Source organism: Candidatus Microthrix parvicella Bio17-1, from assembly GCF_000299415.1.
GTDB lineage: Bacteria > Actinomycetota > Acidimicrobiia > Acidimicrobiales > Microtrichaceae > Microthrix > Microthrix parvicella.
Genome location: NZ_AMPG01000001.1, coordinates 119,538 through 141,826, shown reverse-complemented (window position 1 = coordinate 141,826; position 22,289 = coordinate 119,538). Strand labels below are relative to the sequence as shown.

Here is a 22,289-nt window from a genome sequence, read left to right as displayed (position 1 = left end):
CCGGTCAGCCGAACGGGCTACCCGTCCTTGACGCGCTCCATCTGCTCACCACAGCAGATCTCGGAGTGCACCTTCTCCGGCGGGCACGGGCAGGGCTTCTCGTAGACGAGTTGGGCGCCGCACTTCTCGCAGGCATACCGCTCACCGGTTTCACGGGACATGGAGGCTCCTTCATCGTCGGGCGGCTTGCCGTGCCCACGGGCTCGGTGCCGTGGTCCAAGTATGCCCCCCCGCCGCTTGGCGGAGTCCATGGTTCACATCTGACCGACAAGTGATGAAATAACGATATTCCTCAAGGTGTAGCATTTCGAACGTGGAGCATCTCAACGTCATCGTCGTCGGGGCCGGCCTGTCGGGTATCGCCGCCGGGCACTACCTGAACACCGAGTGCCCGTGGGCGGACTACGCCATTCTGGAGGGCCGCGAGGCGCTGGGGGGCACGTGGGACCTGTTCCGCTACCCGGGCCTGCGCTCGGACTCGGACATGTTTACGTTGGGCTACTCCTTCCGCCCATGGGCCGGCGCCAAGGCGATCGCCGACGGCGATTCGATCCTCAACTACGTCCGGGAGACCGCGGCAGAGGAGGGCATCGACGGAAAGATTCGCTACGGCCACCGCATCGTCGCGGCCAACTGGTCGACCGAGGATGCGCGTTGGACCGTGCAGGTCGAGCGATCGGGCAGCGACGGGCCGACCACCCTCACGTGTGACTTTCTGTTCTCCTGCACCGGCTACTACCGCTACGACCACGGCTACACCCCGGACTTTCCAGGCATGGACAGCTTTGGCGGCACGGTGGTGCACCCCCAGCACTGGCCCGACGACCTGGACGTCGCCGGTAAGCGGGTCGTGGTGATCGGCAGCGGTGCCACCGCGATCACCCTGATCCCGTCGCTCGCACGCGACGCCGAGCACGTCACCATGTTGCAGCGCACGCCCAGCTACGTCGCCTCACTGCCGGCGATCAACCCGCTGGCCGACCGGGCACGGCGCTGGCTGCCCGCCAGGGTGTCGGGCCCGGTGGTCCGCTGGGCGTTCGCCCTGGGCACGCTCGGCTCCTACAAGCTGTCCCGATGGCGCCCGGCCGTCGTGAAGAAGGCGCTGCGCCGCGAGGCCGCCCGCCGGCTGCCCGACGGTTACGACCTCGACACGCACTTCAACCCGCCGTACGACCCGTGGGACCAGCGGCTGTGCGTCGTGCCAGACGGCGACCTGTTTGCTGCGATCAGCGACGGCTCGGCCTCGGTGGTGACCGACCACGTGGAGACGTTCACCGAGACCGGAATCCGGCTGAAGTCCGGCGACGAGCTGGAAGCCGACATCGTCGTGACCGCCACCGGCCTGGAGCTGCTCTTCGCCGGCGGGATGGAGCTGAGCGTCGACGGCGAACCCCTCGACCTGCCCAGCAAGCTGACCTACAAGGGCATGATGCTCGAGGACGTGCCCAACCTGGCCCTGGCCATCGGGTACACCAACGCCTCGTGGACGCTGAAGGCCGAGCTGACGTGCCAGTACGTCACCCGCATCCTCAACCACCTGCGCGACACCGGGCTGCGCCAGGCGACGCCGCGCAACCGGGATGCCTCGATCACGGCGGCGCCGCTGCTGGGCCTCACCTCGGGCTACATCACCCGGGCATCCGACCGGTTTCCCCAGCAGGGCAGCCGCTTCCCGTGGCAGGTGCACCAGAGCTACCTGCGCGACTACCGGGCCATGCGTATGCACGGGCTGGCCGACGAAGCGATGGAGTTCTCCAACCGGCCACCGGCACCCCCAATTGGGGTGGCCGGCGCCAAGGCCCACCTGCCTGGCAAAGTTGTTGCCTGATGAAGAACCTGAACGGACGCATCGCCGCCATCACCGGGGCCGGATCGGGCATCGGTCGTGCCCTGGCCGAAGAGCTGAGCCGTCGGGGCGCCCACCTGGCGCTCTCCGACGTGAACGAGGTGGGCCTGGCCGAGACGGTGGCCCGTTGCGAGGGTCGTGGGGTCAAGGTGACCTCGCAGATCGTCGATGTGGCCGATCGCGCGGCGGTCGAGGCCTGGGCCGATTTGGTGGTCGACGAGCACGGCGCAGTCAACCTGATCTTCAACAATGCCGGGGTTGCCGTGGCCGCCACGGTCGAATCGATCTCCTATGAGGACTTCGAGTGGTTGATGAACATCAACTTCTGGGGTGTGGTCCACGGCACCAAGGCGTTCCTCCCGCATCTGAAGGCGGCGGGAGAGGGTCACGTCGTCAACGTCTCCAGCGTGTTCGGGTTGGTGTCGATTCCGTCGCAGTCGGCTTACAACGCCGCGAAATTCGCAGTACGAGGCTTCACCGACGCGCTCCGTATCGAGTTGGAAATCGACCCGTGCGGCGTCTCCGCCACGACGATCCATCCGGGCGGCATCGCCACCAACATCGCCAGGGACGCCCGCGTGGACGACAGCGTCGCTGACGTCGCGGGGTCGACCGAAGAGGCGATGGTCGAGTTCGACAAGTTCCTACGAACCCCTCCTGAGAAGGCGGCGCGCCAGATTTTGAAGGCGGTGGAGCGCAACCGTCGAAGGGCTTTGATCGGCCCCGACGCCGTGGTTTTTGACGCCGTCTCGCGTCTACCTGCGGGCCTGTACCAACGGGTGCTGGCAGGCGGGGCCCGCCTCCAACGCCGAGAGCGTGCGCCTGACGCCCCGTAGCCGACCGCGTTGGTGCCCAGCCAAGGCGCGTTGCGAGGGTGCTCGCTCAGTCGGTGTGGATGAGGGCACGCTGAACGATGGCAGCGCAGTCTGCGGCGGGCGCCAGCGTGCCGAAGGCACGACCTCCTTCTGTTCCCAGTCGGCTCTCCACGAACGCATCGGCCACCTCCGGTGGCGCATGGCGGATCAACAATGATGCCTGCAACGCCAGCGCCAGCCGCTCGACCACGAGGCGGGCGCGACGCTGCAACTCTGCGGGCCGGTCCAGCAGCGCCTGGAGTTGGGTGAGCGCAATCTGAAGCGTCGGGGACACTTCGGCCGCCGGTCGGAGTTCGGCCAGCAGCGCCGCTGTGGATTCGGGCGATCGCTCCATGCTCCTCAGCACGTCCAGGCAGATCACATTGCCTGAGCCCTCCCACACTCCGTTGAGCGGGCTCTGGCGGAAGAGGCGGGGCATGGGCGACTCCTCAACGAATCCATTTCCGCCGAAGCACTCCAGCGCCTCTGCGGCATGCACCGGAGCGCGTTTGCAGATCCAGTACTTCAAGACCGGCGTGGCCAAGCGGGCGATCAAACGGGCGTGGTCATCGCCGCGTGCCGCAGCGTCGAACAGGCCGGCCAGCCACATGGCCGAGGTGGTGGCGGCCTCGGACTCGAGGGCCAGGTCGGCCAGGACGCAACTCATCAGCGGGTGATCGACCAGGGTGGTGCCGAACGTGGCTCGATGCCGGGCGTGCCAGATGGCCTGGGCAGTGCCTTGGCGCATGATCGACGTGGCGCCCAGCACACAGTCCAGCCGGGTGTGGTTGACCATCTCGATGATGGTGGACACCCCACGGCCCTCATCGCCCACCCGCCGAACCCAGGCCCCGTCGAACTCCATCTCGCTCGATGCATTGGAACGGTCGCCGAGCTTGTCCTTCAACCGTTGAATGGCGATGGCATTGCGCGTGCCGTCCGGGCGCCATCTGGGCAGCAGGAAGCAGGTGAGTCCGGCGTCGGTCTGAGCCAGGGTGAGAAATGCATCGCTCATCGGCGCCGAGCAGAACCACTTGTGGCCGGTGATGAGGTACTCGTCACCGGCCAGGTGGCGTGCGGTCGTGGTGTTGGCCCGCACATCGCTGCCGCCCTGCTTCTCGGTCATGGCCATGCCGCAGGTCAGGCCCGACTTCTGGTCAGCGGGGACGAACCGGGCGTCGTAGGTGCCCGAGGTGAGGCCGGGCCGCCACTCGTCGAACAGGTCTGGGGCGTGCCGCAGCGCAGGCACGACGGAATAGGTCATCGAGGTCGGGCAGATGTGGCCGCCATCGGTTTGATACCAAACCATCACCTTGGCGCAGCGTGCCACGTGGGCGCCCGGCGTGGTTTGGCCCCAGGGGACGGCACCCAGCCCCTCACCGATGGCCACCTTCATCAGCGCGTGGTAGGCGGGGTGAAAGCGCACCTCGTCAATGCGGTGGCCGTATCGGTCGTGGGTGAGCAACTGGGGAGGGTTGGCGTTTGCGGCGCGGCCCCACTCCTGGGCCTCGGCCCCACCCGCCAGCGCACCAAGACGTTCCAGCGCGTCGGTTGCCCACGCAGCGCCCTCGCGGTTCAACGCCTCGACCAGAGCCGGATCGGCGCCGAACACGTTGTAGCCGACAAGCGGCGTGGCCTGGTTGGTGACCGTGTGGGTGACCATGAGATCAAGTTAGCCGGCCAGCCACCCGAGCGGAGCGCGAACATGGTTGCACGACTGGCCGGCTCGCCTGCCGAGGGCCATATGGCCACCTTCATTGGTTCGGCGGCGGGCCGAAAGGAAAGCTGTGAGCCGACGTTGACCGGGGAGAGCCATGAACGAGATCTCAGACCAACACGAAATCGCCGGTCGCGAAACCGACCCCGTTGTCCTTCGACCGTTGGAGACGTCCACCGGCCCGGCTGACTCGTTGGGCGCGAGCTTTCGAGCCACCGAGGTGCCCGCATGGTCGTCGCCCCGACGGCTTCGTGCCGTCAACGCGGCGGCGCGGCGCCTTGCCTCACCCCGCCTTGCCACCGACCCACTGGAGATCCGCGCGGTCATCGACCGGCTGGCCCGACTTCAGCCGCCGCCTCACGGTGTGGTCACCCGACGTGGCACCGTGGCCGGTGTACCCGGCGAATGGGTACTGCCCAAGAAGATGAGTGGCACCAACACGTTGCTGTACCTGCACGGCGGGGGATACATCGCGGGCGGACCCCACACTCACCGATCGTTGGTGGGTGCGTTGGCCCGACGTCTAGGCCACCGGGCATTCGTCCCGGACTATCGGCTGGCCCCGGAGCACCGATATCCCGCAGCACTCGACGATGCCCGCTCGGTGTACGACCATCTCGTCGTCGACGTTGGGGAGCGTTCGCTGGTCGTGGCGGGCGACAGCGCCGGAGGTGGCCTGGCGACGGCGTTGTTGCTGGATCGACGCGACGCCGGGGTGGCCATGCCGGCGCGCTTGGCCCTGATCTCGCCATGGGTCGACCTGACCGGGCCACACGCCGAGGCCATCGAGAGCCGAGCCGCCACGGATGTGGTCATGCGGGCCGACCAGATTCGAGCGGCTGCCCGCTCCTATGCCGGCGATGACGTGGCGGCACCCGGCGCGTCGCCGCTCTGGGCCGATCTGAGTGGTCTGCCAAGCACGCTGGTCCAGGTGGGGTCCGCGGAACTGCTCGGGGTTGAGGGGGAGATATTGGCCGGGCGCATGGCCGCGGTTGGTGTGCCGGTGCGCCTGGAGGTGTGGCAACACATGGCGCACGTTTTTCAGACGGTGCCGGTGCTGAAGGAGCAGCGGCCGGCGCTGGACCGGCTGGCGGCTCACCTGCTGGGCTCGGATGGCGATTCAGGGGATCGGGCCCAACTACCATGATCTGCCATGGGAATCGGCTCAACTGGTTACAACATCCTCAACGTCCTGCACATCCTGTGCGCAGTGGTGGCCTTCGGGCCGCTGTTTCTGTATCCGTCCCTGCAGCGGGCCGGCGCAACCGCTCAGATCGCCAAACTGCACCTCTACATGGTCATTCCGGCCATGGTGCTCCTGTGGGTCTTCGGCATGGGTTTGGTGGGCATGTCCGACGAGGCGATTCAAATGTCCGACGTCTGGATCTCAGGGGGCCTCGGTGCGTGGCTGGTGGCGCTGGGTGTCAGCGTGTTTCTGGTTCGCCCGGCGCTGACCGAGGTCGGTGATTCGGCCAAGTCCAAGCTGGCGGCCGGTACCGGCGTCATTCACCTGATGTTGGTGATCGGCCTCTACTTCATGGTGTTCAAGCCATGATCACGTTCACCGACGAGCACGAACTGTTCCGCTCGACGGTCCGCGGGTTTGTCGAGACCGACATCAACCCCCATGTCGACGAGTGGGAGACAGCGGGGACCTTCCCGGCCCGGGAACTGTTCACCAAGATGGGTGCCCTCGGGCTGCTCGGTCTGGAATACGACGAGGTGGTGGGCGGCGGCGGCGCCGACCACCTCTACACCCTGATCCTGTTCGAGGAGCTGGGCCGGTCCGAGTCGATGGGCATTCCGATGGCCATCGGCGTGCAGACCGACATGGCCACCCCTGCGCTGGCGGCGTTCGGCTCCGCCGAGCTGAAACAGCAGTACCTGGTGCCTGCCATCACCGGTGAAGCGGTGGCGGCGATTGCAGTCACCGAACCCGACGCAGGCTCCGACGTGGCCGCGCTGACCACCCGTGCGGTGCGCGACGGCGACGACTGGATCATCTCCGGCGCCAAGCTGTACATCACCAACGGCACCCAGGCCGACTGGCTGTGTGCGTTGGTGCGAACCTCCGACGAGGGCGGCTCGCGCGGGGTCAGCCAGATCGTCATCCCCACCGACGTTGCCGGGTTCTCGGTAGCGCGCAAGCTGGACAAGCTGGGCATGCGCGGCTCGGACACCGCCGAGCTGGTCTTCGACGAGGTGAGGGTGCCGGTCGCCAACACGATCGGCGAGATCGGCCGTGGCTTCCCCCAGCAGATGCAGCAGTTCCAGAACGAGCGGCTCGTTGCGTCCTACCAGGCGGTTGGGGCGATGGAGCACGCGCTGGAGCGCACCCGCGACTATTTGCACCAGCGCCAGGCGTTCGGCGCCCCGTTGTCCGCCAACCAGTACCCGCAGTTCACGCTCGCCGAGCTGACCGCCGAGATGGAGATGGTGCGGTCGCTCAACTACCGGGCCGCGGCCGCGATGATCGCCGGTGAGGACGTCACCCGGCTGGCGACGATCGCCAAGCTGACCTCGGCCCGCTCGCTGCGGCGGGTGGCCGACTGGTGCCTCCAGTTTCACGGCGGCATCGGCTTCATGGAGGAGACCTGGACCGCCAGGTTCTTCCGGGACGCACGGCTGTGGTCGATCGGTGGTGGGGCCGACGAGGTCATGTTGCGCCAGCTGGCCCGCATGGACGGCTACGCCCCCAGGTAACGCAACCTCACCGACGCGCAACGGGGCCGTTTCCGCGCGTTGAGCTAGGGTGACACCACCAACCGGGGAGCTCGAAGTACGGGCTGAGAGGGCGGATGTATCCGCCGACCCGCAACCTGAACTGGGTAATGCCAGCGGAGGGAGTCATGGTCGCCATCATCGTTGTGGGGGGCGTTGCCCCGTCGTCTGCGCCGCCATTGCCATCCAACCCGGTGCTCACCGTGGCTGCCGATGGCGGGCTCGATGTTGCGGCGGCACTTGCGATCGAGGTGGATTTGGTGGTCGGCGACCTTGATTCGGTCGACCCCGCCGGCCTGGCTGAGGCGCGCGAACGCGGGATGGAGGTCCGCCGGTTTGCCGCCGCCAAGAACCACACCGACCTGGAGCTGGCCATCGACGCGGCGCTGGAAGTGGAACCCTCCGAGCTGGTGATCGTCGGCGGCGGGGGCGGGCGTCTTGATCACCTCATCGGAGTGCTGGCGGCATTGGCAGGCGCTGCCGGACGGGGAGCCAACGTCACCGGTTACGTCGGCACCGATTTGATCTGGCTGGTGGGCGCCGAGGTTTGCCTGGACATCACCGCGCCTCCCGGAACCACGCTCTCGCTGATGCCCCTTGGAGGCCCGGCCACTGTGAGGCGGGCAATCGGGCTGCGCTGGCCGCTCAGCGGGGTGATGCTCTCCCCATGGGAAGCACTTGGCGTCAGCAATCTGACCGAATCACCGGAGGTCTCGATCGAGGTGAGCGACGGTGTCGTGGCTGTGATTGCGCCCGGCCCGGAGACTCCCGCCCGCACCCACCGCCCGCCTTTGGTCACCGGGCTGGTCGGCACCTCCCATCCGGTCGGGTGCTTCCGCACCACCAGACCGCCTTCGTCCCCCCAACCTGGAGAACCCCGATGAGGCGAGCCCCGTCACCCCCTGAGGCACGGCGTTCACGCACACATGACCTGACAGCGGTCGGCGCTGCGGCCCGGTCCCGTCCGCAGCGGCCGCTCGGCCGGCTTGCGGCGGTCGGCGCCCTCGTCGTTGCCGCGCTGCTTGTCGCCTGTGGTGACGACACCACGGCGACGAACGACGGCAATCCACCTGATGCGACCGGCGACGTGCAACTTCTGACCTACGACGCATTCGCGCTGGATGACACCACCGCAGCTGCGTTCGCCAAGCAGTCGGGGCGGGACATCGCGCTGCTGCAACAGGGTGACGCAGGGTCGATGACCGCCAGGGCGGTGCTCTCGGCCGGCAGGCCGGAGGGCGACGTGCTGTTCGGTGTCGACAACACGTTGCTCACCCGCGCGCTCGCAGCCAAGCTGTTCGAGCCGCTGCCCAAGGACATCCTCGAGCTGGTGCCGCAGGGCTACCGGGTGGAGGGCCCGGGGGGAGACACCGTGGTCGCCATCGACTCCGGCCAGGTGTGCGTCAACGCAGACCAGGCCTGGTTTGATGAGCGGAACCTGGCGGTGCCGACCTCGCTGGAGGACCTGACCGATGCCAGGTACCGAGGCCTGCTGGTGACACAGAACGCAGCGGCCTCCTCGCCTGGCCTCGCCTTTGTGCTGGGCACGATCGCCCACTTCGGGGAGGATGGTTGGCAGGACTACTGGAAGGCGTTGAAGGCCAACGGCGTTCGCATCGCCGCCGACTGGTCCGATGCCTACGAGGCGGCCTACACCGTCTCGGGCGGCGACCGTCCGTTGGTGGTGTCGTACGGATCCAGCCCACCGGCCGAGGTGTTCTACTCCGAGGGCAAACGGACCAGGCCGCAGAGCTCGGTGATCGAGGCCACCTGCGTCGAACAGGTGGAATATGCAGGCGTACTGGCGGGCACAAAGCGGCCTGAGGCAGGGCGGCAACTGGTGCGCTTCATGCTTGAAGACGACTTCCAGCGAGCGATTCCACTCTCCAACTTCGTGTTTCCCATTCGTGATGTGCCGGTGCCCGAGGTGTTCGAGCGGTTTTCGGTGAAGTCACCCGACCCGCTGCGGCTCGACCCGACCGATATCGCCACCAACCGGGACCGGTGGACCGAGGAATGGCGAACGATCACCGGATGACCTCTGTCCGGCGCAGCGTGCGCTCGGCAGCGGCGCTGGCGCCGACCTGGACGCTGATCACCCTCGGCGTGTTGGTGCCGTTGGCGGCGCTGATGTGGGGGGCACGCACGGGCATTGCCGGGTCGGTCGATTCGTCGGTTTCCATCGGTGCCCGCCTGGCCCGAACCGGTCGGGTCACGCTGATCCAGGCCGGTGCCTCCACCGTGGCCACGCTGGTGGTCGGGCTTCCGGTCGCATGGGTGCTCGCCAGGTTCCGGTTCTTCGGCCGTGGCCTGATTCGGGCGCTGGTCGCCGCACCGTTCGTGTTGCCAAGCGTGGTCGTTGGCGCAGCGGTCCTGGCGCTTGCGGGGCCTTCTGGGCCGTTCGGCTCGTTTGCCCCACAACCGGGATCGGCCGGATCGCTGGCGCTGGTGGTCTTCGCCCATGTCGGGTACGAGTTGATCGTGGTGGTGGTCATCGTGGGAGCGCGGCTCGAGTCGATGCCTTCGACACACATGGAGGCGGCGCGAACGATGGGCGCCGGGTCGTGGCGCCGCGGCGCTTCCATCGTCGTGCCGCAGGTGCTGCCCGCGGTTGCCGGCGCCGGGGCTCTGGTGTTCCTCCTGACGGCAGGGTCGCTGGGGGTGGTGTTGGTGCTCGGCGGCCCCCGCTGGGGCACCCTCGATTCGGAGGTCTGGTACTTGGGCACTCAGCTGCTCGATCTCAAGGGTGCCGCGGTTCTGGCGCTGGTTCAGGCTGCCGCGGTGGTGGTGGTGGGCCTGGTGGCTGCGGTGGTTCGGCGGGGAGGACAATCCGGTCGGCCGGGCGTCCACGCTGTCGAGTGGAGCGGAGGTGGCACTACGGGTGCACGCGCTCCACGGGGTGGGGAGTGGGCGCTGGTGATCGCAGCGTTGGGCCTGGTGGCGGTGTTCAGCGTGGCGCCCTTTGTGGCATTGGCGACCCGTTTGGGTTCGGTGAGTGCTCAAGGCTTCGGAAGGTTGTGGACCGACGGCGGAAGGGGCATCCCACCGCTGGGTCCGGCTGCAGGCCGCTCGCTGGCGTACGCCGTGGTGGTCGCATTGGTTTGCACGGCGGCTGCGCTGGGGGTGGGCCTGGCGGCCCGTGAAGGACGCGGAAGCCGCACCCAGGGTGTCATCGCATTGCCCGTTGGGGTCTCGGCTGCAGCGGTGGGCCTTGGGGTGGTGTTGATGTCGCTGATCGGCCCTGTTGACCTGCGGGGCAGCGTCGCAGCGGTGGTGCTGGTGCAGGCGGCCATGGCCCTGCCGTTCGCCGGCGGAGTGATCGTTCCGGTGCTGACGGCGGTCCCGAAGCGCCTGGAGGAGGCTGCGGCCACCCTGGGAGCCGGCGTGTCACAGCAGCGACGTCGGGTGGTGGTTCCCCTCGCCGCCGCCGGCATTGCAGGAGGCGCTGCCCTGGCGGCTGCTGCTGCGCTGGGCGAGTTTGGTGCGTCGACGTTCGTGGTGCGCGGCGATGCGCCCACCCTGCCCACGCTGGTAGGACGTCTCTTGTCTCGCCAGGCGCCGGAGGCGGTGGCCACGGGGACACTGGTTGCGGCCGTCTTGGGCCTGCTCTGCGGGCTGTTGGTGGTGCTGGCCCAGAGCCTGGCCCGGCGTGCCCACGAGGGACCGGAGCCGTAGAGTTGCCCCCCGTGCAGGTGACCGCTTCGATCGAGACGCCGCTGGAACCGTCGGCGCTGTTCCCGCGAATCAACAAGCTGGAGCACTACCCGCCCTGGCTCGACATCATCCAACGTGTGGACGCCGCCGAGTCGCACCCGGACGACGAGGGCCCTGCATGGACCGTGGACCTGGGCACCCGGGTGGGTCCGTTGCAGCGCTCGAAGCGACTGCGCATGGTTCGCACCGTGTGCCACGACCCGGTGGAAGTGCGCTTCGAGCGGCGAGAACACGACGGCCGTGACCACAGCCCCTGGGTGCTGTCGGCCAACATCGACCCTTGGGGCCCGCAGGGTTCTTGTCTGGCGATGGAGCTCAGCTACGGCGGCTCGATGTTCGGCCCGGTACTCGAGCGGCTACTGCAGCGGGAGATCGATGCCGGCCGCCCCAGGCTGTTGGCATGGCTGACGGCGGAAGAAGACACCGATCAACGTATGTGACCGGGTCGAGGGGCGCAGCTAGCGTCCAGTCGATGCTGGTCATCACCAACGAGCTCGAACGCTTTCGGAGCGATACCGACGCCCTCGCCCGCCGGGACAGTCGATTCCTCCGGGCCGCCGTGCGGGGTCCGGTGGTTCAGCCCGAGCATCTGGAGGCCGCGCTGGGGCTGATCCTGGCGCTCACCGGCATGTCGATGTCCGAGGAGGGCCGCAGGACGCTCAAGGTGGTCGAACTGGGCGTCGATTCGGGCGCAACCGGTGGTTCTCCCAGTATCGGGATCGACGATGGGTCGGCTCGCGCCAACCTGTTGCGGGCCCTGGTGGCCAGCGGCTTTTCGGCGTTTGACCGGTCGGACCGTTGGCTCGATCACGTCACCGACGACGCGGTCGCCGATCGGTGGGCGCAGGTGCGGGACAACCTCCGTCGCGACCTGGCGTTCATCGAGGCGTGTGGCGTCGATCCCGACGTCTACACCCAGATTCAGCGTGCATCGCTGTATTTCTCCAGCCGCCTGACCTCCGACACCACGTCGGACGGGGCGAGGGCGCTGCTTGACGCGCACCTGCTGGTGGCCAGTGCGGTCGACCTGCAGGTCGATTCGGCCCAGGTCCGGCTGCTGGCCCGCATGGACAACCCGGTGCTCATCCAGGTCGCTCCCGGTGTGGAGTCGACGGGTCTTCTCGGGGTGCTGGAAACCATCGACCGACTGCGTAACCCGGGTCGGGTCATCGTGTCGCTCCAGCCCGCCGGTTCGGACGCCGCATCCCTCTCCGAGTTGGTCAACGGTGTCGCAGCGGTGCGGCCGGGCACCACCTGGGTTGGCAATCCGGCGGTCGAGCTGGGCACGCCCGGCGGCGGCGCCGTCGACGGGGCCGCGGTCAGGGTTCGCACCGAGGCGCTCTCCGAGTTGGTTGACGCCGCCGGATCCCATCTGGCCGGTTTCGACATTGAAGTACACGCCGACCGGATCGGCGAGGCGGCCGTGGTGCTGGCTGCGTTGGGCTACGACCGGTGACGACAACCAGCTTCGAACGCACCGGGCAGGACTCGACGCTGCTGGTGGTGGGTGGCGCCGGTGCCACCGGTCATTGGGTGGTGCGGCACCTCGGTTCGCGTCTGAAACTTGCCGACGGCTTCGTGCCGGCCCGCATCCTGGTGGCCGACACCGACCCGGATGTGGTCGATCGGCTGCCGCCGGCGTCCTCCGGTGGTCCAGTGCTGGAAGCGGTTCATCTGGTGATTTCCGCCGATGGCCACGAGGCCACCGAGGCAGGGGTCTCACTGGCCCACCTGGCCGCCGGAGCCGCTGAGGTGTGGGTCGCGGTGGGCCCGGACGACCTGATGCCGGTCGCCGGCTCGATCGCCCCCGGCCTGGCCGGTGGCACCACGCCGTTGCTGGTCTTCTCCGCCGCTCAGGTGGAAGCCGTCGAGGCGTTTGTCGGGGTCACCGCACCGGAGGCGCTGGTCGGCCTGCACGTGTTGGTGGGGCCCGACACCCCGTCGGCGGTTGGACACACCGCAGTGGTGTGCGTCGATCCCGAACTGGGCGGTGAGGGCGGGCAGCGCACCCGCACCCTTGCGATGCTGGCCGATGCCGGTATGCGCCCCGTGCTGCTCAGCCCCACCGACCACGACAGGGCCATGGCCTGGGTGGAGGGCGTCAGCGAGTACGTCCTGCTGGCATTGGGGGCCGCATTGGTCGACTCGGGTGTTCCGTTGGAATTGCTCTGGGAGGTGCGCACCCCGACGTTCCAGCTCCTGTCGGCGTTGGTGGCACGCACCTACGACACCGTGCGCTTTGAACAGGTGGCCGGCGCGCAGCTGAGCGCCTCGCGCACCGACCCGTTGGTGCGCGAAAGCCTGCGTCGCTCGATTGCCGACCTGGCCCGTCGGGTGGATCCGGTGACCGGGGCCACCACCGGCGAGCTGATCGCCGAACTGGATCGCGTGGCCCGGGGGTTGCCCACCTGGTTTCGTCGCACCCTTGCCCAAGGCTCGGAGGGCGCAGTCGAGGCCGTGCGCAGCACCGAACGGCAGTTGATGATCGCGTCCCGGGTCGCCTCGATGGTGGGCGTCCGTCGCCTGTCGGGAGGCCGCCCCACCCACGTGGGTCGGGTGATTGCGGCCGATGACGACCAGTTGGAACTCGACGATCGGCTGGTGGAGACACCGCATGGCGCCGTCGTGGTCGATACCCCGTGGGCGGAGGAGTTTCTCGCCGCAATCGGCATCGACGCCAGAGTCGGGCCGGTGTCGCTTCGGGTGCACAACCATGCCACGGTCACCGGAGCCGAGCTGGACGCGTGGCGCCACGAGCACCTGGCTCGCTACCGGCTGGTGGTCAGCGTCGACTGGCGGGTGGAGGAGTCCCCCAATGTTGACCTTGGTGAGGCGGTTTCGCTGCTGGCGCCTCCCTCGGTCGAGTCGGTGGAGGTCACCGACACCTACGTCGCCGACGGTCTCACACGGGTCACCGTCGAGGCCCGGGTGCGCATCGATCACCCGCCCGACGGCGTCGTGACGACGTGGACCAACGCGCTGGCCCGACTGTTGAAGCCCGAGGTGACCGTTCGTCACTCCGTGCCCGGCGCCGCCGCGCCGGGCCCAGGCACGGCGCCGTCGATCTGAATCGGAGAATGGCACATGGCTGACAACCCGACCGGCCCGAGGATCCGTCCGGAGGTCCACGCCGGTGCCCCGTATCGGCCCGGCCGCGCGGCAACCGGGGTCGACGTCGTCAAGCTGTCGTCCAATGAGTTGCCCACCGCGACGACGGTGGCGGCCGTAGCCGCTGCAGCGGCCGCCGGCGAGGGGGCCAACCGCTATCCCGACCCGACGACCGGAGCGCTTCGACAGGCACTCGCCGCCCACCACGGCCTCGACGCCGCCCAAGTGAGCGTCGGCGCCGGTTCGGTGGCGTTGATCAGCGAGGCGATCACCGCCACCAGCTCGGAGGGCCACAGCGTGGTCCATGGGCTGCCCTCGTTCGAGGCCTATCCACAGCTCGTTCGCCTGGCCGGTGCCAGGTCGGCGGAGGTGCCCAACGACGCGTCCAGGCTTGACCCGAACGGGTTCGTCACGGTTGCCAACGTCGAAGATGCCCGGCTGGTGCTGATCGCCAATCCGAACAATCCCACCGGCACCGCCTGGAGGACCGATGAGGTGCTCAGCGTGCTCAACGGTGTTGCGTCGGACACGATGGTCGTGCTGGACGAGGCCTACCACGAGTTTGTCACCGATCCCGACGTGCCCGACGGGGTCGCACTGTTGGCGGATCACCCCAACCTGGTGGTGCTGCGCACGTTCTCCAAGGCGTGGGGTCTGGCGGGGCTGCGGATTGGCTATGCCATGGGCGCGTCCGAAGTGATGGCGGCGCTGGACGCGGTGCGCCTGCCGTTCTCGGTCTCTGCTCCCGCCCAGGCCGCAGCGCTGGCGGCGTTGGGTGAGCGCACGGCGATGGAGGCGGCGGTGGCGTCGGTGCTGGCCGAGCGGGCTCGCCTCCTCGAGGGCCTGAACGCCGCCGGTTGGACGATGCCCGACAGCCAGGCCAACTTCGTGTGGTTCGGGGTGGGGGAGCGGGCCGTCGAGCTCGGCGACCGTCTCGAGGCCGCCGGCATCATCGCCCGGGTGTTCCCCGGTGTGGGTGTTCGTCTCACCGTGGGCACGGCTGCCGACACCGACCGCATCCTGGCCGGTCTGTCCACACCGATCTGAGGCGCGACGGCCTACTCGCCCGGCGACATGTTCGACGGTTGAGGGCGGAGTGGGCTGATGCGGTCGGCCTCAAGGCGACCACCAGGACGGCGAACGACCACAAACATCACCGCGGTGCCGGGTTGCACCTCACGGGTGCCGTCCACCAGGGCGGTGCAGTGAAACGGCCAGTCGCCGCCGGTCGCTCCCAGGATGGTGCCCAGGCACGCGTGTGAATCGAACGCCTCCACCACGCCGTGCTGCGGGCCGACGGGCGGGAAGACGATGGCGGCGGCGTTCATGGGAGGGGCGTCACTCAGGCGTCGTCGGCATCCGACGAGGCCGCGCTGCCGTCGGCCTCACCGGCAGCGGCGGCTGCGTATTGATCCTTCACCTGCACGAAGGCCATCTGAATTTGGCTCTGTGCCTGGTTGAGCACCGGGCCGGCCTCGCCAAGGCGGTCGCCCACCCGCTCGAGTACGGCGCGGAGCGCGTCGATGGCCAGGGCGGCGTCCTCGAATGCCGGTGGCTGACGGCTGAGGTGGATGGCGCCCAACTCATAGAACCCCATCAGGTGGTTGGCGATCACCTCGGATGCAGGGGTCTCGGCCAGCCGGGCGCGGGTCTCGGCCATCTCGGCGACGGCGGCCTCGGCCTGGGCCCGCTCCTCCGGGCTGAGCGAGTCGAGGTCGATGCCCAGCTGCTCGGCCTGAGCCTTCAACTCGGAGGCGGAAAGCGGTGAGCCGTCGGCGGCTCCCGACGCTCCGGCGGGCGCCTTTGAGGCCTCCGTCGGTGCCCCAACGGGTTCGGTCGGGGGTGTGGGGCTCTCGCGCTCGACGTTGCGTTCGCCGTCCGGGGTCCAAAGGGTGGGCATGGTGGTGTCTCCAGGGAGGTTGCCGAATGGAACATCGACGGCGCCGCGGCGCCGTGACCGTGGGGCGCGAGGGTACGCCGCGTGCCCGTCCGGAGTCAGACCGAGCAGGGTGGGGGCCAGTTGGCGGGTGCGAGGGCGGGTGGGTGAGATGGTGGCAATGCCCGGCAGGTGGTGGCTGATGTCCGGGTACTGGTAGGGTGGCCGCTCTTACAACAGGAAGCGGGGCGTGCCCCCACCTGGGAAGCGCTTGAGCTGCCCGGGTCAATCCGTCGGCGTTTGACCTTGTCGAGCCCGGAGGTGCGGTTTCTTGAAGACGCGCCCGGCTCTGAGCAACGCTTTGGCTCGGGAGTGGCTCCACGTTGGTGGAGTGAGAACCGGCTGCTTCGGTGGCCGCATCCCATACCCGCAGTGCCAAGCACTGCTGCCGTTTCGAAAGGACGTGCATTGCTGAGGAGTGATCGGTCATAGCACCGCCAGCCGACGAACCACGGATCAACGACCGGATTCGAGCCCGCGAAGTGCGGGTCATCGATCAGGACGGCGAGCAACTCGGAATCCGCCCCTTGCCCGAGGCCTTGAACCTTGCACGAGACCGGGATCTGGACCTGGTGGAGGTGGCCGACAAGGCCAAGCCACCGGTTGTCCGCATCATGGACTACCGCAAGTTCAAGTACGAGGAGCAGCAGCGGGTCAAGGAATCCCGCAAAAAGTCGACCAACATCGTGGTCAAGGAGATGAAGTACCGCCCCAAGATCGGGGTGGGCGACTTCGACACCAAGACCCGCAAGGTGACCGAGTTCCTCGAAGAGGGGCACAAGGTCAAGGTCACGATCATGTTCCGTGGTCGAGAGATGCAGCACCCCGAACTGGGCAGGAAGATTCTGGACCGCATCGCCGAGCAGGTGAAGAACCTGGCCCGGGTCGAGAACCCGGCTCGCCAGGACGGTCGCAACATGACCATGGTGCTTGGCCCGGACAAGAAGGCGCAGGCGGCCTATGCCGCCGAACTGAAGAAGGCCGAGGCCGAAGCTGCTGCTCAGGCGGCGGCAGAGGCCGAGGTGGCGACACCGGCCCCGACGCCCGTCGAGGCCGATACCTCCTCCGAGACCGAGTTGGTCGAGGTCGAACCGGTCGAGGCTGACTCAAGCGAGACCGTCGCCGCTGCCATCGAGTAGCTGGTCAACCGGTATCAACCGACCAGCACCATCCACCCACGAAGAGATGCCGCCCGCCGAGATGGTGGGCGACGACCCGGCCCAGCGCCGGAAGGAGCAATCGCCATGCCGAAGATGAAGACGCACCGCGGTGCCAAGGCCAGGTTCAAGGTCACCGGGTCGGGCAAGGTCATGCGCCGGCACCGGGGCAAGAACCACCTGCTGTCCAAGAAGTCGGCCGCTCGCAAGCGTCGGCTGGGCAGGGAGGCCGAAGTCACCGGTGGCGATAAAGACAAGGCACTTCGCCTGCTGGGTAAGCGCTGAGCAGTTTCTGAAATGGGGCACCGTCCCCACTGAATCCCCCACATTCGTTCGAGAGTAAAGGAGCCCCGACATGGCACGTGTCAAGAGAGCCGTCCACGCCCGCAAGAAGCGCCGCACAGTAATGGAGCGGGCCAAGGGCCACTACGGCAACCGCAGTCGCACCTTCAAGGCCGCAAATGAATCGGTCATGCACGCCGGGCAGTACGCCTACCGTGACCGCCGGGCCCGCAAGGGTGAGTTCCGCAAGCTGTGGATCCAGCGCATCAACGCCGGGTGCCGCGCCGAGGGCATGAGCTACTCGCGTTTCATCGCCGGTTTGAAGGCCGCCGAGGTCGAGGTGGACCGCAAGGTGCTCGCCGACCTTGCAGTGCACGAACCGGCAGCCTTCGCCGCACTGGTGGAGGTTGCTCGGAACGCTGATGTGGCCACCCACCAGGCTGCGTCCTGAAGCGGTCTCACGTCGATCCCCAACGGGCCGCCGAAGTGCGGACCATCGGGGCCAAACACCCACACATCATCGAACTGCGGCGCCTCGTGGGGCGTCGTAGTTCGCGTCTTGATGCGGGTGTGGCCGTGGTGGAGGGCCCCAAGGTGCTCGGCGAACTGATCAAGGTGGGCTCGCCGGTGCAACGGGTGCTCTACGACGTTGCCTCCGCTTCGACCGAGTCGATAGCCGACGTGATCGTGGCTGCGGACCGGGCCGGTATTCCTCTGGAGGCGGTCGGTCGGGGCGTACTGGACAAGGTGCTCGACTCGACCACCCCGCAGGGTGTGGCGGCGCTGGTTCCCCGCCCCCAACACGATCTCGCAGCGTTGGCCGGTGCCACCGCCGGTGGGGCGCCAACGTTGGTGGCGGCCGGGGTGCAGGACCCGGGCAACCTGGGCGCACTCGTCCGCGTTGCTGCGGCAGCCGGCAGCCCCGCACTGGTGTGCGACCGAGGCTCGGCGGACCCTTGGGCTCCCAAGGCCTTGCGGGCCTCCACCGGCTGGGCTCTTCGCTTTCCAGTGGTGGAGACCGACGACCTGCTCGACACCCTTTGCCGTCTCAGGGACGACGGCGTGACGGTGGTGTTGGCCGCTCCCGGTGGGCCCGCCCACGACGAGATCGGCTGGATGAGTCCCACCGCGCTGGTGATGGGCTCGGAGGGTCAGGGAGTGGACCCGGCGGTCCTGGCCGAGTTCCCCGACCGCGTGTCGATCCCGATGGCGGGTGGGGTCGAGTCCCTCAACGTGGCCACTGCCGCCGCGGTGGTGGCCTTCGAGGCCGCTCGCCAGGCCCGCGCCGGCGACTGAGATACTCAGCGTCCATGCGCGAGGCGGTGCGCACGTGGCTTGGAGACCGCCACGTCAACGATGGCGACGCGATGCACTTCCCGGCGGCCGGGTTCGTCGAGGTGCGCCCGCCCCGAACCTGAGCACGGATTCGGCCTCAGTCCGCGCAGCCGCGATGATGGTGCGATGACCGACGAGGCCTCGCAGGACGCTGCGACACGCATTGCCGACACCGGGCGGCAGGTGGTGGCCGCCGCCGAGACGCTCGCCGACCTTGCAGTGTTGGAAACGACCCTCCTGGGCAAGAAGAGCGAACTGTCGCTGGCCCGTCGTTCGCTGGGTTCGATGGAGCCGGATCAACGCAAGGAGGCGGGGGCCGCATTCAACGCCACCCGCGAGGCCTTGGGCGACGCCATCGAGGCCCGCCGGGCGGAGCTGGCCGATGCCGAGCTGCGGGCGACCCTGGATGCCGAGGCGCTGGACCTCACCCGTTATGTCGAACCGGTCGAGCGCGGCCACGTCCACCCGGTGACCGCCACCCGGGAACGTCTTGAGGACATCTTCGTCGGCCTTGGTTTCGAGGTGGTCGAGGGCCCCAACCTCGAGACCGATTGGTTCAACTTCGGCGCGCTCAACATTCCTGCCCATCACCCGGCCCGGGGTATGCACGACACCTTTCACCTCGACGTGGGCGAACCCGGCGAGTACGTGCTGCGCACCCATACGTCGCCGGTGCAGATCCGCCACATGCGGGCGGTCACAGCGCATCGTGGGGGTCCACCGATCTATGCGGTCATGCCCGGGCGGGTCTACCGAAACGAGCGTACCGACGCCACCCACCTGGCAGCGCTGCACCAGCTGGAGGGGCTGGTCATCGACCGCCAGATCACGCTGGGCCATCTTGAGGGGACGATCGACACCTTCATTCGCGCGTATTTCGGGTCGGAGTTCGAGACCCGGTTCCGGCCGAGCTATTTCCCCTTTACCGAACCGTCCGCCGAGGTGGACATGCGGGTGCCGGGCGGGGAGTGGCTGGAAATCGCCGGCTGCGGCATGGTGCATCCCACCGTGCTACGCAACGGCGGTATCGACCCCGAGGAATGGTCGGGTTTTGCGTTCGGATTCGGTATCGATCGCCTGGCCAAGATGCGCCATGACGTCAGCGATATCCGGGAGTTTGTCGCCAATGACGTGCGCTTCCTGTCGCAGTTCTAACCAGTTACGGAGTTTCCTTTGAGAGTCGTCCTGTCCTGGATGTCCGAGTTCGCCGAGTTGCCCGACGACCCGGCGCGTATCGCCGAGGCCTGCGGCAACCTGGGGCTGTCGGTTGAATCGATCGAAACGGTTGGATCCAACCTCGCCGGCATCGTGGTGGGCAAGGTGCTCGAGGTTCGGGCCCACCCCGATGCGGACCGGATCCGGCTGGTCGACGTCGACGCCGGCGACGGCGAGGCGTTGCAGATCGCCTGCGGTGCCTCCAACCTTGAGGTGGGCATCCTGGTTCCGCTGGCCACGCTCGACACGGTGATGCCCGACGGCATGGAGATCGCTCGACGCAAGATGCGTGGGGAGTGGTCCAACGGCATGCTGTGCTCGGCCAAGGAGCTGGGCCTGGGCGACGACCACGCGGGCATTCTGCACCTCCCTGCCGACCTGCCCCTCGGCGCACCGGTGGGCGAGGCCTTGGGTGTGGTCGCCGACACGGTGATCGAGTTGGAGGTGGAGGCCAACCGTCCTGACGCGCTGTCGATGGCCGGGGTGGCCCGCGACCTGGCTGCGTATTTCGGAGTGCCGTTTTCGCTACCGGACCCGCAGGTACAAACGTCGGGCACCGACGCCACCGACCTGGCGTCGGTCCGCATCGAGGACACCGAGCTGTGCGGCCGGTTCGTGGCTCGCGTGTTGTCGGGCATCGATCCGACCGCCACTTCGCCCCGGTGGATGGCTCAGCGCCTGACCGCGGCCGGTATGCGGCCCATTTCTGCCGTGGTCGACGTGTCCAACTACGTGATGTTGGAGCTGGGGCAGCCAAGCCACACGTATGACCTGGCCAGGTTGCCGGGGGGTGCGCTGGTGGTGCGCGACGCCGTCGACGGCGAGACGATCGTGACCCTCGACGACGTCACCCGCACGCTGAGCGCAGGGGACGGCGTGATCTCCGACGGCGACGGTGCCGCCGTGGGCATCGCCGGGGTGATGGGCGGCGCCTCAACCGAGATCTCCGAGACGACCACCAGCGTGTTGTTGGAGCAGGCCTGGTGGCGCCCCGAGCGCGTGCAGGTGACCACCGACCGGCTCAATTTGCACTCCGAGGCCGGGACCCGATTTCGACGAGGCGCCGACGTGGAGTTGCCGCCGTTGGCCGCCCGTCGGGCCGCTCAGCTGCTGGTGGAGATCACCGGTGCCCGGTTGCATCCGGGTGTCATCGACGAGCGCGGGGCTGATACGACGCCGCCGGTCATTTCGCTGCGGACCGCCCAGGTGAACCGCATCACCGGCGGTTCGCTGACCGCCGAGCGCAGTGCCGGGCACCTGCGCTCGATCGGCTTCGAGGTCGACCGGTTCCAGGTTGATCAGGGCGCCGGAGAGCCTGAGAGCCTGCAGGTCACCGTGCCCTCATGGCGCACCGATGTGACCGAGGAGATCAACCTCATCGAGGAGGTGGCCCGCCTCGAGGGCTACAACACCTTCCCGAACGTCACCGTCACCTCCCCGTTCATCGGAGCGCTCACCCCGGCGCAGGCCGATACCCGCCTGCTGCGCCGCACCCTGGAGGGTCGGGGCCTCACCGAGGTGTCGCCACTGCCGTTCCTGTCGGCCGATGCGCTCAGGCGTTGCAACTTGGACGATGTTGGCGCGCCGGGCGTGCTCAACCCGTTGGTCGCCGACCAGTCGGTCCTCCGGCCGTCGTTGCTGCCGGGCCTGGTTGACACGCTGGCCGCCAACGCGCGCACCCGCTCGGTGGGGCTGTCGATCTACGAAATCGGCAGGGTGTTCCCCGGCCGGGAGATCGTCGCCGACCCGTTTGCGGCCGACACCGTGCTGGCGGGGGAGCGGACCGACCTGGCCGTCGCGCTCGGCGGCGCCGCGGCGCCGCAGGCGGTCCAGCTCCTCGGCGTGCTGTTGGACACGCTGGGATTCGCCGCCCCCGAGCTGGATCAGGCGCCTGACGCTCTACCGGGCGGACTGCACCCGACCCGATCCGCAATCGTCAGCCTGGCCGGCGTGCCGGTTGGTGATGTCGGGGAGGTGGACCCGGGCGTGCTGGGCGCCTCCGAGGTGCACGAGCGCGTCGCCTGGGTGCGTCTCGATCTTGGCGTGCTGCTGGCGCTGCCCCATCCTCCCGCCCAGGCCCAACCCGTCAGCCACTTCCCGGCGGCGGTGATGGACCTTGCCTTCGTCATCGATGCCGAGGTCCCGGCAGCGGTCCTGCGCCGGGCCTTGGCCGTGGCCGGCGGCGACCTGCTGGAACGCCTCAGCCTGTTCGACGAGTTTCGGGGTGGGTCGATCGGCGAATCCAAGAAGTCGCTGGCCTTTTCGGTGGTGCTGCGGGCGCAGGATCACACCCTCGGCGATGACGAGGTGACCGTTGCGAGGGCAGCGCTGCTTTTGGCGGCCGAATCCCTCGGTGCCGTGCTCCGCTCCTGATTCGGGGCCACGCCCACGCCTGACACGGACC

22 protein-coding genes and 1 riboswitch are annotated in these 22,289 nt (G+C 68.3%); of the genes, 18 read left to right on the top strand and 4 right to left on the bottom strand.

Annotated features, from left to right (window positions below):
* Positions 1-17 precede the first annotated feature (17 nt).
* Positions 18-161, bottom strand: a complete 144-nt coding sequence (locus tag MPARV_RS25115) for a hypothetical protein (protein ID WP_020376871.1) — start codon at positions 159-161, stop codon at positions 18-20.
* Between the two features lie 152 nt (positions 162-313).
* Here MPARV_RS25115 and MPARV_RS0100695 point away from each other — a divergent pair, with 152 nt between their 5' ends.
* Positions 314-1,828: a flavin-containing monooxygenase gene (locus MPARV_RS0100695; RefSeq protein ID WP_020376870.1), complete on the top strand. Its 1,515-nt coding sequence runs from the start codon at positions 314-316 to the stop codon at positions 1,826-1,828.
* Complete coding sequence (locus MPARV_RS0100690) at positions 1,828-2,682, top strand: SDR family NAD(P)-dependent oxidoreductase (RefSeq protein ID WP_012226871.1); 855 nt, start codon at positions 1,828-1,830, stop codon at positions 2,680-2,682. Before MPARV_RS0100695 ends, MPARV_RS0100690 begins: the two co-directional genes overlap by 1 nt.
* 46 nt (positions 2,683-2,728) lie before the next feature.
* Here MPARV_RS0100690 and MPARV_RS0100685 read toward each other — a convergent pair whose 3' ends face one another.
* Entirely contained in the window at positions 2,729-4,363 is a 1,635-nt protein-coding gene (locus MPARV_RS0100685; RefSeq protein WP_020376869.1) for an acyl-CoA dehydrogenase family protein, read from the bottom strand.
* Positions 4,364-4,514: 151 nt separating this feature from the next.
* On the opposite strand from MPARV_RS0100685, the gene MPARV_RS20560 reads away from it, so the two are divergent.
* From MPARV_RS20560 to hisC, 10 genes are all read left to right on the top strand, one after another.
* Positions 4,515-5,564 (top strand): alpha/beta hydrolase, encoded by a 1,050-nt coding sequence (locus MPARV_RS20560; RefSeq protein WP_012226867.1) that lies wholly within the window; start codon positions 4,515-4,517, stop codon positions 5,562-5,564.
* A 6-nt stretch (positions 5,565-5,570) separates the two neighbouring features.
* Positions 5,571-5,972, top strand: coding sequence for a hypothetical protein (locus MPARV_RS0100675; protein ID WP_012226866.1), 402 nt, complete (start codon positions 5,571-5,573; stop codon positions 5,970-5,972).
* Positions 5,972-7,120, top strand: a complete 1,149-nt coding sequence (locus MPARV_RS0100670) for an acyl-CoA dehydrogenase family protein (protein WP_031276900.1) — start codon at positions 5,972-5,974, stop codon at positions 7,118-7,120. The genes MPARV_RS0100675 and MPARV_RS0100670 overlap by 1 nt, the downstream gene beginning before the upstream one ends.
* A 53-nt stretch (positions 7,121-7,173) precedes the next feature.
* A riboswitch (TPP riboswitch) is annotated at positions 7,174-7,280 on the top strand.
* Positions 7,267-8,022, top strand: a complete 756-nt coding sequence (locus tag MPARV_RS0100665) for a thiamine diphosphokinase (RefSeq protein ID WP_157789400.1) — start codon at positions 7,267-7,269, stop codon at positions 8,020-8,022. (Overlaps the previous riboswitch by 14 nt.)
* Positions 8,019-9,176 carry a thiamine ABC transporter substrate-binding protein gene (locus MPARV_RS0100660; RefSeq protein ID WP_020376867.1) on the top strand — a complete coding sequence of 386 codons (1,158 nt, stop codon included), beginning with the start codon at positions 8,019-8,021 and terminating at the stop codon, positions 9,174-9,176. Before MPARV_RS0100665 ends, MPARV_RS0100660 begins: the two co-directional genes overlap by 4 nt.
* Complete coding sequence (locus MPARV_RS0100655) at positions 9,173-10,813, top strand: ABC transporter permease (protein ID WP_172636537.1); 1,641 nt, start codon at positions 9,173-9,175, stop codon at positions 10,811-10,813. The genes MPARV_RS0100660 and MPARV_RS0100655 overlap by 4 nt, the downstream gene beginning before the upstream one ends.
* 11 nt (positions 10,814-10,824) lie before the next feature.
* Entirely contained in the window at positions 10,825-11,292 is a 468-nt protein-coding gene (locus MPARV_RS0100650) for an SRPBCC family protein (protein WP_012226855.1), read from the top strand.
* A gap of 32 nt (positions 11,293-11,324) precedes the next feature.
* Positions 11,325-12,308 (top strand): 3-deoxy-7-phosphoheptulonate synthase, encoded by a 984-nt coding sequence (locus MPARV_RS0100645; RefSeq protein ID WP_020376865.1) that lies wholly within the window; start codon positions 11,325-11,327, stop codon positions 12,306-12,308.
* Complete coding sequence (locus MPARV_RS0100640; protein WP_020376864.1) at positions 12,305-13,921, top strand: hypothetical protein; 1,617 nt, start codon at positions 12,305-12,307, stop codon at positions 13,919-13,921. Before MPARV_RS0100645 ends, MPARV_RS0100640 begins: the two co-directional genes overlap by 4 nt.
* 15 nt (positions 13,922-13,936) lie before the next feature.
* Positions 13,937-15,007 carry a histidinol-phosphate transaminase gene (gene hisC, locus MPARV_RS0100635; protein ID WP_012226849.1) on the top strand — a complete coding sequence of 357 codons (1,071 nt, stop codon included), beginning with the start codon at positions 13,937-13,939 and terminating at the stop codon, positions 15,005-15,007.
* Between the two features lie 11 nt (positions 15,008-15,018).
* On the opposite strand, the gene MPARV_RS0100630 is transcribed toward hisC, so the two are convergent.
* Together MPARV_RS0100630 and MPARV_RS0100625 are read right to left on the bottom strand one after the other, a co-directional pair.
* The gene (locus MPARV_RS0100630; RefSeq protein ID WP_012226847.1) at positions 15,019-15,288 is read right to left on the bottom strand and encodes a S1 domain-containing protein; all 270 of its coding nucleotides are present in this window, start codon (positions 15,286-15,288) and stop codon (positions 15,019-15,021) included.
* A 14-nt stretch (positions 15,289-15,302) separates the two neighbouring features.
* A complete protein-coding gene (locus tag MPARV_RS0100625; RefSeq protein ID WP_012226845.1) occupies positions 15,303-15,860 on the bottom strand; it encodes a hypothetical protein in 558 nt (185 codons plus the stop codon).
* Between the two features lie 464 nt (positions 15,861-16,324).
* Here MPARV_RS0100625 and infC point away from each other — a divergent pair, with 464 nt between their 5' ends.
* The 6 genes from infC (at position 16,325) to pheT (ending at position 22,258) form a co-directional block, all read left to right on the top strand.
* The gene (gene infC / locus MPARV_RS0100620; RefSeq protein ID WP_320408726.1) at positions 16,325-17,035 is read left to right on the top strand and encodes a translation initiation factor IF-3; all 711 of its coding nucleotides are present in this window, start codon (positions 16,325-16,327) and stop codon (positions 17,033-17,035) included.
* Between the two features lie 105 nt (positions 17,036-17,140).
* On the top strand, positions 17,141-17,338 hold the full coding sequence (gene rpmI / locus MPARV_RS0100615; protein ID WP_012226839.1) for a 50S ribosomal protein L35: 198 nt from the start codon (positions 17,141-17,143) through the stop codon (positions 17,336-17,338).
* 70 nt (positions 17,339-17,408) lie between these two features.
* Complete coding sequence (gene rplT, locus MPARV_RS0100610; protein ID WP_012226838.1) at positions 17,409-17,786, top strand: 50S ribosomal protein L20; 378 nt, start codon at positions 17,409-17,411, stop codon at positions 17,784-17,786.
* 35 nt (positions 17,787-17,821) lie between these two features.
* Positions 17,822-18,631 (top strand): TrmH family RNA methyltransferase, encoded by an 810-nt coding sequence (locus MPARV_RS0100605; RefSeq protein ID WP_020376862.1) that lies wholly within the window; start codon positions 17,822-17,824, stop codon positions 18,629-18,631.
* A gap of 165 nt (positions 18,632-18,796) precedes the next feature.
* Positions 18,797-19,825, top strand: coding sequence for a phenylalanine--tRNA ligase subunit alpha (pheS, locus tag MPARV_RS0100595; protein ID WP_012226834.1), 1,029 nt, complete (start codon positions 18,797-18,799; stop codon positions 19,823-19,825).
* An 18-nt stretch (positions 19,826-19,843) separates the two neighbouring features.
* On the top strand, positions 19,844-22,258 hold the full coding sequence (gene pheT / locus MPARV_RS0100590) for a phenylalanine--tRNA ligase subunit beta (RefSeq protein WP_031276893.1): 2,415 nt from the start codon (positions 19,844-19,846) through the stop codon (positions 22,256-22,258).
* The last annotated feature ends 31 nt before the right edge of the window (positions 22,259-22,289 follow it).